This is a genomic window from Streptomyces sp. NPDC088554 (assembly GCF_044752945.1).
Lineage (GTDB): Bacteria > Actinomycetota > Actinomycetes > Streptomycetales > Streptomycetaceae > Streptomyces.
The window spans coordinates 1-10983 of the sequence record NZ_JBIVMF010000062.1 but is presented as its reverse complement, the minus strand read 5'-3'; the positions used below and the strand labels follow the sequence as shown (position 1 = coordinate 10983).

Here is a 10983-nt window from a genome sequence, read left to right as displayed (position 1 = left end):
CAACCCATTCGACGCACCATCCTGATTCGCCGCGGAACCCCGCACCACCGCCAACACCCGACGACCATTCCGCCGCGCATCCGACAACCGCTCCACCACGAGGAAGGCGACCCCCTCGGACCAGCCGGTGCCGTCCGCCGCGTCGGCGAACGCCTTGCACCGGCCGTCCGGGGCCAGCCCGCCCTGGCGGGCGAACTCGTCGAAGGCTCCCGGTGTGGACATGACGGCGACGCCGCCGACCAGCGCGAGATCGCATTCGCCGCTGCTCAGGGCCTGTCCGGCGAGGTGCAGGGAGACGAGCGAGGAGGAGCAGGCCGTGTCGACGGTCAGGGCCGGGCCCTCCAGGCCCAGGACATACGAGATGCGGCCGGACATCACACTGCCGCTGTTCCCGGTGAGCAGGTAGCCGCCGGCCTCGGCCGCGTCGCCCAGGAGGGCGCCGTAGCCGGTCGGCGTACCACCGACGAAGACACCGGTACGGCTGCCGCGCAGGGCGACCGGGTCGATGCCCGCCCGTTCCACCGCCTCCCAGGAGGTCTCCAGCAGCAGCCGCTGCTGCGGATCCATGGCCAACGCCTCACGCGGCGAGATACCGAAGAACTCCGCGTCGAACCCGCCAACCCCCCTCAGGAACCCGCCCATTTGGTCGCCGGAGGCTCCCCAGGCGTCCCAGCCCCGGTCGTCCGGCGCTTCGGAGATCGCGTCCACGCCTTCGGTGACCAGCCGCCACAGATCCTCGGGGCTGGTGACACCGCCGGGGAGACGGCAGGCCATGCCGACGATCACCAGAGGGTCATCGTGGTCCACCTGGCGTACGACGACCGTCTGGGCGCCGGGGGCGGTGCCGCCGTGCAGTTCGTCGTACAGGAGGGCGGCGAGGGCGTTGGGTGTGGGATGGTCGAAGACGAGGGTCGCGGGCAGCCGCAGTCCGGTGGCCGCGTTGAGCCGGTTGCGCAACTCCGTCGCCGTCAGCGAGTCGAAACCCAGATCCTTGAACGGCCGGTGGGCCACCACCTCCGCCGCGTCGGAGTGCCCCAGCACCACCGCCGCCCGGCCCCGTACCAGATCCAGCAGCACCGCACGGCGCTCGCCCTCCGTCAGACCCGCGAGCCCGCGCCGCAGCTCGTCGCCGGCGCCACCGTCAGCGGTGGGTTCGGTGGGTTCGGCGTCGTCCTGGCGCAGTGTGCGGGCCGCCTCCGGAATGTCCTCGATCAGTGGGCGGCGGCGGGCGCCCGCGTAGACGGGGGTGAAGCGGGACCAGTCGGTGTCGGTGACGGTGAGCGCGGTCTCGCCGTGCTCCACCGCTTCCCGCATGACGGTCAGGGCGAGCGCGGGTTCCATCAGGGCGAGGCCCTGGCGGGCGAGGGAGGCTTCGTCCAGTCCTGCCGCCATGCCCTCGGAGCGCCAGATGCCCCAGGCAAGCGAGGTGGCGGTGAGCCCGCGGGCCCGGCGGTCGTGGGCGAGTCCGTCGAGGTGTGCGTTGGCTGCGGCGTACGCGCCCTGCGAGCCGCCGCCCCACGACGCGGCTCCGGAGGAGAAGAGGACGAACGCGTCGAGGTCGAGGTGGGCGGTCAGTTCGTCCAGGTGCCGGGCGCCTTCGGCCTTGCCAGAGATCACGTCGTCGAGTTCGGCCGGGGTCAGGTCGCGGACCTTGGTGTAGCGCACGATGCCCGCGGCGTGTACGACGGCGGTGAGCGGGGTGTCTTCCGGTATGCCGTCCAGTACGGCGGCCAGTGCCTGCCGGTCGGCTGTGTCGCATGCCTCGAGCGTCACCTCGGCACCCAACGCCCTTATTTCCCGAGCGAGTTCTTCGGCGCCGGGGGCCTGGGCCCCTCGGCGGCTCGTCAGTACGAGGTGGGCCGCGCCCTCGGTGGCCAGCCAGCGGGCCACATGCGCGCCGACACCGCCCGTGCCGCCGGTCACCAGGACCGTACCGCGCGGCTTCCACTCCCGGGCGGGGGCGCGTGCGGTCAGCGGTGCCCGCACCAGCCGGCGCGCGGATATCTCCGTACCGCGCAGGGCGAGTTGGTCCTCGCCGCCGGTCGCGCCCGTGAGGACGGCGGTGAGCGACTCGCCCGTGGTGTCGTCCCATGTGGTGGGGAGGTCGATCAGGCCGCCCCACCACGAGGGTTCCTCCAGGCCGACGACCTGGCCGAGCCCCCACAGCCGCGCCGCCTCGGGGCGTACGACATCGTCCTCGGTGACCGCGACGGCGTTCCGGGTGAGCCACCACAGGGGTGCTTTCCCGCCCGTGGACCGCAGATCCTGGACGAGGGCGACGGCGGCGGCGGCCGACTCGGGCAAGGCCACCACGCCAGTGAACTCCCCGTCGACGGCTGCGGTGGCGGTCTCCACCTCGGCGCCGACCGCCCGCAGCGCGTCCGCGACCTCGGCGCCTTCGCCGTCCGGCGCCACCAGCAGCCAGCGGCCCGCCGTCTGCTCCGCGCGGTCCGGGGCGGGCGCGCAGGGGCGCCACACCACCCGGTAGCGCCAGTCGTCGATGATCCGTCCCCTGCCCGTTCCGGTGCCGGTGCGCGGCCAGTAACGACGGTGCTGGAAGGGGTACGTCGGCAGCTCCACCCGCTGGGCGCCGGTCCCGGCGAGCAGCGCCCGCCAGTCGACGTCCGCGCCCTCCGCGTGTGTCCGGGCGAGCGCCGACAGCAGGGTGAGCGCCTCGTCCCGGTCGCGGCGCGACGCCGTCACCACGGACAGCTCGGGCTCGGCGTCGGCCACCATGGCCACGAGGGAGCCGTCGGGGCCCAGCTCCAGTACGGTGTCCACACCCTGGGCCCGTACGGCCCGTACCCCGTCGGCGAAGCGTACGGTAGCGCGGACGTGCCGCACCCAGTAGGCGGGGGTGCACAGCTCCTCGCCCGCGACCTCGCCGGTCACGTTCGACACCAGCGGGATCACCGGCTCGGCGAATGTGACGCGGGAGAGAACCTTGGCGAAGTCGTCCAGCATCGGTTCCATCAGACCGGAGTGGAAGGCGTGGCTGACGGCGAGCCGCTTCACCCGACGGCCGTCCCCGGCGAACCGGTCCGCCATCCTGCGTACGTCCTCTTCCGGGCCCGAAATCACCAGGGAAGAGGGGCCGTTGACCGCCGCGACCCATACATCGGGGTCTGCGGGGATCTCCGCCTCCGCCGCCTCGATCGCCCACATAGCACCGCCGGATGGCAGTGCCCGCATCAGTCCGCCGCGCGCCGCCACCACCTGGCAGGCGTCGGTGAGCGACCAGATCCCCGCAACATGGGCCGCGACCATTTCGCCGAGCGAGTGCCCGAACACCACGTCCGGGCGCACCCCCCAGGACTCCATGAGCCGGAACAGCGCCACTTCCAGCGCGAACAGGGCGGGCTGGGCCCACTCGGTGGATTCCAGCCTCTCCGCCGGGCCGTGGAACACCACGTCCTTCAGCGGTCCCGGCAGCAGCCCACCGAAGGCCGCGCACACCGCGTCGAAGGCAGCGGCGAAGGCCGGGAACGCCTCGTACAACTCCTGTCCCATGCCGACTCGTTGGGATCCCTGACCGGAGAAGACCAGGGCCAGGCCGCCGCCCGTGGCGGTTCCCCGGACCAGTCCGGGGGCGTCCTCGCCGGCGGCGAGGGCGCGCAGGCCCGCGGTGAGGCCGGGCAGGTCCGCGGCCGTGACGGCGGCGCGGTGTTCCATGAGGCCACGGGTGGTGGCGAGCGAGTGGGCGAGGTCGGGGAGGCGAAGGGCGGGCCGCTCGTCGAGGTGGGTGAGGAGGCGGGCGGCCTGGGCACGGAGCGCGGTCTCGCTGCGGGCGCTGAGCGCCACGGGAACCGCGGGCAGCGGGTGGGCGGGGGGCTCGCCCTCCGTCCCGCCGAGTGGCACGCTCTCCTCGGGGGCCTGCTCCAGGATGATGTGCGCGTTGGTGCCGCTGATCCCGAAGGACGAGACGCCCGCCCGGCGCGGCCTGTCGGTCTCGGGCCATGGCTGACGCTCCGTCAGAATCCTGACGGCACCGGACGTCCAGTCCACCTGCCTGGTCGGCTCGTCCACGTGCAGGGTGCGCGGGAGTTCGCCTTCGCGCAGGGCCATCACCGTCTTGATGACTCCCGCCACCCCGGCGGCGAACTGGGTGTGCCCGATGTTGGACTTGATGGATCCGACCCACAACGGCCGTTCTTCCGAGTGCCCTTGGCCGTACGTGGCGAGCAGCGCCTGGGCCTCGATCGGGTCGCCGAGGCGGGTGCCCGTGCCGTGCGCCTCCACCACGTCCACATCCGCCGGGGTGAACCCCGAATCCGTCAACGCGTCCTGAATGACCCGCTGTTGGGAGGGTCCGTTGGGGGCGGTGAGCCCGTTGGAGGCGCCGTCCTGGTTGACGGCGGAGCCACGTACCACCGCCAGCACCCGATGACCGTTACGGCGCGCGTCCGACAGCCGCTCCACCGCGAGCATTCCGGCGCCCTCACCCCAGCCCGTACCGTCGGCCGCGTCCGCGAACGCCTTGCAGCGGCCGTCCGACGCGGATCCGCCCTGGCTGTCGAACTCGCCGTAGATGGTGGGGGTCGTCATGACGAGGACCCCGCCGACGAGGGCGAGGTCGCATTCGCCGCCGCGCAGGGAGCGAGCCGCGAGGTGGAGGGCGACAAGGGAGGAGGAGCAGGCCGTGTCGATGGTCAGGGCGGGGCCTTCGAGGCCCAGCAGATAGGCGATGCGGCCGGACATGATGCTGGCGGGCAGGCCGGTGATGGCGTAGCCGTCGGTGTCCTCCGGGGAGTCCGCCAGCAGGGCACCGTACTCCTGGGGGGCGCCGCCGACGAAGACACCGGTACGGCTGCCGCGCAGCGAGAGCGGGTCGATGCCGGCCCGCTCCACCGCCTCCCATGACACCTCCAGCAGCAGCCGCTGCTGCGGGTCCATGGCCAGCGCCTCACGTGGCGAGATGCGGAAGAACGCGGCGTCGAAATCCCCCGCCGTGTCGAGGAAGGCGCCCTGGTGGCCGGGGTTGAAGGAGGCACGCTGTTCCCAGCCGCGCCCGGCGGGCGGGCCCGTCATGGCGTCGCGGCCCTCGGCGACCAGCCGCCACAGCGCCTCGGGGCTGTTCGCGCCGTCGGGGAAGCGGCAGCCGATGCCGACGATCGCCAGCGGTTCGGTGGCGGCGGAGGTGAGCCGGTGGTTCTGCCGGCGCAGCCGGTCGTTCTCCACCAAGGAGGTGCGCAGTGCGCCGATGACCTCGTCGAGGGATGTGTTCATGCCTCTGACTCCCACTGGTTCTGCCGCTGGTTTCCGCCTGTCGCACCGGGACCGGAGAAGGGGACGATGGAGTCTTTGCCGGTCCCGGCTGTCCGGGCGTACCATTGCGGGCCTGGTTGTTGACGCTATGGGGCGGGTCGGGGCCTGTAACCCCCAGAAGGGGCCCGGTGTCCCCCTAGCTTCGGGGTGGCCGGATTAGGGGGCGACCGCTCACCAGGTGACGGGCACGGCGAGCGCTCCGTGGACCATGTCGTAGCCCCGGTAGGCCACGTCCTCGCGGGGGATCGCGAGGCGCAGGCCGGGGAAGCGGCGCAGCACGGCGGAGAAGCCGATCCGCATCTCCATGAGGGTCATGGCCCCGCCGATGCAGCGGTGGACTCCGTGGCCGAAGCCGACCTGCTGGGCGGGGGTGCGGGTGAGGTCGAGCCGGTCGGGGTCGTCGTAGTGGTCGGGGTCCCTGTTGGCGGCGGCCAGGGCGGGCACGACGTACTCTCCGGCGCGGATGGTGACACCGCCCAGTTCCAGGTCCTCGGTGGCCGTGCGGCCTCCGGTGGCGGAGATGACACTGAGGTAGCGCATGAGTTCCTCGACGCCGGTGTCGAGGACGGTGGGGTCGTCACGGAGCAGGGTGAGCTGGTCGGGGTGGTCGAAGAGGGCGAGGATGCCCAGGCCCAGGGTGCTGGCGACGGTGTCGTAGCCCGCGCTCAGGAACAGGTTGCTGATGCCGGCGATCTCGGCGTTGTCGACGTCGTCGCCGTGTTCCCTGACGAGCATGCCGATCATGCCGTCGCCGGGGTCGGCGCGTTGTGCGGAGACGGCGTCGGCCATGAACCGCTGGGCGTCCGCGAGGAATTCGTGGGCCTCCTCCTCGGTCGCGGCCAGTCCGGTGGCCCGGTGGGTGATGTCGAGGAACGCGTCGCGCTGTGTGTCGGTGAGGCCGAGCAGTTCGCAGATGGCCAGCAGGGGGAAGCGGAAGGCGAACCCGGTCATGAAGTCGGTGGGCGGGCCGGTGCGTTCCATGTCGTCGAGGCAGTCCTCGGCGATACGTTCCAGGCGTGGGGCGAGTTCTCGCATGCGCCGGTTGGTGAAACTGGAGGTGACCGTCCTGCGCAGCCGGGTGTGCTCGGGCGGGTCCATGTTGACGAAGCTGCCCGCGGGGATCTCCAGGCCGGTGTCGTCAAGGCCGGGGAGCATCAGGGTGAGGGGGGTCAAGGCGCTGCTGAGCCGGGGATCGGTGAGCATCTGCCGTACGTCGTCGTACCGGGTGACGACCCAGATGTCGCGGCCGTCGGGGAGGCGGTACTTGTGGACCGGTTCCTTCCGCTGGGCCGCGCGCAGCTCCGTGCTGGGGTCGAACGGGCAGTGGGGGTCGCGTTGGTAGGGAAGGGGGGTTTCGATGTCGAGAGGCATCGGGGGGGTTCCTTTGTGCGGGTACGTCAGTGGGTCTGCGGGAAGGTGGGGGGAGGTGTGTTCACTGGATTCCGAACTCGTCCCCGATGAGGCTGAGCAGTTCTTCGGTGCTCGCGGTGCCGAGGTCGTCGTCGACGTCGTCGCCGTAGGTGTCCGTGGCGGCGGTTCCGGCCAGGCCGGGCGTCTCTTCGAGCTTGGCGAGGAGTACCCGCAGACGCACGGCCAGCGAGCTCTGACGGCCGGGGTCGTCGGTGGGCGTTCTGAGGGCTGTTTCGAGGGAGTGGAGGGCGAGCAGGGCCGGGTCGGGAGTGTGTACGGGGGTCAGGTCGAGTCCCTCGTGGAGGAGTTCGGCCAGGTCCTTCGGTGTCGGGTGGTCGAAGATCAGGGTCGCGGGCAGGCGCAGACCGGTGAGGGCCGAGAGCCTGTTGCGCAGGTCGACGGCCATGAGGGAGTCGAAACCGAGGTTCTTGAAGGGTTTGCCCTGGGGCACGGTGTCCGCCGAGGGCAGTCCGGCGGCGGTGGCGGTCTCGGCCCGTACCAGCTCCACCAGGACGGTGGCGCGGTCGGCCGCGGAGAGCGGCAGCAGCCGTTCGCGCAGTCCGGCCGCCGAGGCTGCGGGTGTCCGGCCGCCGGTACGTGACGGGGCGGCGTCGGCGGCGAGTCCGCGCAGCAGTACGGGGGTGGTGGGCGAGTCCGCGTCGAGTGCGGAGGTGTCGAGGCGTACGGGTACGACGACGCTCTCTCCGGCCGTGCGGGCGGCGTCGAACAGGGCCATGCCCTCGCGGTGGTCGAGCTGGCGCAGTCCCGCGCGGGCGATGCGTTTGAGGTCGCTCTCGGCGACGCCCGCGGTCATGCCCTCGCCGCGCTGCCAGGGGCCCCAGGCGAGGGAGAGCGCGGGCAGTCCGGCCGCCGCGCGGCGGTGGCACAGAGCGTCCGCGAAGGCATTGGCGGCCGCGTAGTTGGCCTGTCCCGCGCCGCCCATGGTGCCCGCCAGGGAGGAGAAGACGACGAAGGCGTCGAGGTCGAGGTGGGCGGTCAGTTCGTGCAGGTGCTCGACCGCCTCGGTCTTGATGGGCAGGACCGCGTCGACCTGTTCGGGGGTGAGGGCGGCGAGAGTGCCGTCGTCGACGGTGCCCGCGGTGTGGACGACGGCCCTGAGGTCGTCGACGGTGTCCAGGAGCGCGGCGAGTGCGGCGCGGTCGGTGAGGTCGCAGGACACGGCGCGGGCCGTGGCCCCGGACTCGGTCAGTTCCGCGAGGAGTTCGGCGGTGCCGGGGGCGTCGGGGCCGCGCCGGGCGGCGAGCAGCACGTCCCGTACGCCGTGCCGGGTGACCAGGTGCCGGGCGACCAGGCGGCCGAGGGTACCGGTGGCTCCGGTGACCAGGACGGTGCCGGTGGTCGGCCAGGCGGCGGTGACCGGTTCCCCGGAGAGGGTGATCCTGTCGAGGCGGGGTACGAGGAACGCGTCGCCGCGCAGGGCCAGTTGGGGTTCTCCGGTGGCCAGCGCCAGGGCGACGGCGCCGGACAGCGGCGCGGTGGCGCCGGGCGCGTGGTCGAGGATCAGGACGCTGCCCGGGTTCTCCAGCTGGGCGGAGCGGACCAGGCCCCAGACGGCGGCGCCCGCCGGGTCCGCGACGGTGTCGTCGGCCCCGGCCCGTACGGCGCCGAAGGTGCACAGCACCAGTTGGGTTCCGGCGAGTGTGTCGTCGGCGCTCCACCGCTGGAGCAGCGCGAGGACGCGGTGGACGGCGTCGCGGGCCGCGGCGGCGGTCGGTGCGGCCGGTGGCAGTGGGACGACGACCACGTCGGGCGGTGCGGCGGCGGCGCGCAGGGCCGCGAGGTCGGTGTGGTGCTCGACGGTTCCGGCGGCCTCCAGGAGCGGCCCGGCCAGGGCGTACGCGGCGGGGTCGCCGAGGACCGCGAACCGGCCCTGGAACCGCCCGGCGGGGGCGACTTCGAGGGGGGTCCACTCGGTGCGCAGCAGCCACTCGGGGCGCAGCCGTACGGTCTCCAGTTGGTCGGTCGAGGTGGGCCGCATGTGCAGGGCGGACACGGAGGCGACGGGGCGGCCCGAGGCGTCGGTGAGTTCGACGGACACCCGGCCCTCGGCGCGGTCCTCGACATGCACGCGCAGGGTGGTGGTGTGCTGCCCGTACGTGGTGACGCCCCGCCAGGCGAAGGGCAGCAGCGGGCCGCCTTCCGTGGGGGCCGTGGGGCGGAAGGCCAGGGAGTGCATGGCCGCGTCGAGCAGGGCGGGGTGTACGGCGAATCCGCCGCCCGCGGACTCGGGCAGGGTGACATCGGCGAACACCTCGCCGCCGCGCCGCCACGCGGCGGTCAGGCCGCGGAAGGCGGGGCCGTAGGTGAAGCCGTGGTCGACGAGGTCGTCGTAGAAGGTGTCGAGGTCGACGGCTTCGGCGTCCTCGGGTGGCCAGACGGTGAGGGGCGGCGCGGTGTGCGGGGCGGGTGCCTCGGGGAGCAGGGTGCCCTCGGCGTGGGCGGTCCACGGGCCGTCGGGGTCGGTACGGGAATGGACGGACAGGGCCCGGTCTCCGGTGTCACCGGCCGGTCCGACGGTGAGCTGGAGCTGGACCGGTGCGCCGTCGGGCACCAGCAGGGGTGCGGCCAGGGTGAGTTCGTCGAGGTGGTGGCAGCCGGTCCGGTCGCCCGCCCACAGGGCCAGCTCCACGAATCCGGTGCCGGGGAAGAGGACGGTGTCGAGGACGGCGTGGTCGGTGAGCCAGGGGTGGGTGGCCGTGGACAGTTCCCCGGTGAACAGGGTGGTGCCGTCGGCGGCCGAGGTGATCCGGGCGCCGAGCAGCGGGTGTCCGGCGGCGGTCAGACCGAGCGCGGCCAGGTCGCCGCCCGAGCCCGCCGGGAGCGGGTCGGGCCAGTAGCGGCCGCGCTGGAAGGCGTAGGTCGGCAGGTCGGCGCGGCGGGCGCCGGTGCCCGCGTAGACGGCGGTCCAGTCGACGTCCGTACCGGCGAGATGGGCGTGGGCGACGGCAGTGACCAGGGCTTCGTCCTCGGGGGTGCCCTTGCGCTGGGCCGGTACGCACCGGGGTGGTCCGGCGTGGTATCCGGCGTCGAGGCAGTTCTGGGCCATGCCGGTGAGGACGCCGTCGGGGCCCGCTTCCAGGAGGACGGTGACGCCTTCGGCGGCCAGGGTGCGCACTCCGTCGGCGAACCGGACGGTCTCCCTGACGTGCCGGACCCAGTACGCGGGTGAGCACGCCTGTTCGGCGGTGAGGAGTGTGCCGGTGAGGTCGGAGACCACGGGGATCCGCGGCGGGCGCAGGTCGAGCGTGGCCACGATCTGGGCGAACTCGTCCAGCATGGGTTCCATCAGCGGCGAGTGGAAGGCATGACCAACCGTCAGGAAGCGGTTGCGCAGGCCCTGTTCGGTGAATTGCTTCTGGAGTAGGGCCAGTTCGTCGGCCGGGCCCGAAAGCACGACGGAGCCGGGTGCGTTGACGGCGGCGACCGCGGTTCCGGGGTGGTCGGCGAGTGCCTCGGCGGCCTGTGTCTCGCCGGTGGCGACGGCGAGCATGGCGCCGCCCTGCGGCAGTCGCTGCATCAGGCGTCCGCGTGCGGCGATGAGCCGGCAGGCGTCGGGCAGTGTCATGATATCGGCGAGGTGGGCGGCGGTGATCTCGCCGACGGAGTGGCCGAGCAGATAGTCGGCGCGTACGCCCCAGCTCTCCAGCAGCCGGTAGAGAGCGGTCTCGAAGGCGAACAGGGCGGGCTGGGTGTACTCGGTGCGGTGCACGGCGTCCTCGTCCGGTGTGTCCGTGCCGGTGCCGAGGACGATCTCGGCGAGCGGGCGCGGCAGCTGCGGGTCGAGGTGGACGCAGACGGCGTCGAAGGTCTCGGCGAAGACCGGGTGGGTGGCGTACAGGTCGCGGCCCATGCCGAAGCGCTGGGCGCCCTGTCCGCTGAAGAGCACCGCGAGGGCGCCCTCGCGAGCGGTGTCGCGTACCAGTCCTGGCGGCAGTGCGCCCGTGGCGAGCGCGGTGAGGGCGGCGGTCGCCCCGGCGCGGTCGTGGACGGTGGCGGTGGCGCGGTGTTCGAGGGCGGCGCGGGTGGTGGCCAGGGAGTGGGTGAGGTCCGTGACGGTGAGGTCGGGGTCGGTCTCCAGGTGGTCGAGGAGGCGGGTGGCCTGGGCGCGCAGGGCGCTTTCGTCGGGTGCGGAGAGCAGCAGGGGCCAGGGGCGTGGGGTGGCAGGTTCTCCGGTGGCGTTCTCGTCGGTGGCGGGTGCCTGTTCGAGGATGACGTGGGCGTTGGTGCCACTGATCCCGAACGAGGACACACCGGCCCGGCGCGGCCGACCCGTCTCCGGCCAGGGCC

At 73.0% G+C, this 10983-nt stretch carries 3 protein-coding genes; all 3 read right to left on the bottom strand.

Going from position 1 to position 10983, the window contains the following annotated elements; genetic code table 11:
• Nucleotides 1-5226, bottom strand: a 5226-nt coding sequence (locus ACIP8W_RS31310; RefSeq protein WP_402205777.1) for an SDR family NAD(P)-dependent oxidoreductase, incomplete at its 3' end; no start/stop codon positions are given.
• Nucleotides 5227-5436: 210 nt separating this feature from the next.
• Entirely contained in the window at nt 5437-6636 is a 1200-nt protein-coding gene (locus ACIP8W_RS31305; RefSeq protein WP_401958791.1) for a cytochrome P450, read from the bottom strand.
• A gap of 61 nt (nt 6637-6697) precedes the next feature.
• Nucleotides 6698-10983 (bottom strand): SDR family NAD(P)-dependent oxidoreductase (locus tag ACIP8W_RS31300; RefSeq protein WP_402205775.1); only part of this gene is annotated, 4286 nt, incomplete at its 5' end.

Coding starts and splice junctions, on each gene's coding strand:
- ACIP8W_RS31305 (WP_401958791.1), bottom strand. CDS start 6,636: ATGCCTCTCGACATCGAAACCCCCCTTCCCTACCAACGCGACCCCCAC.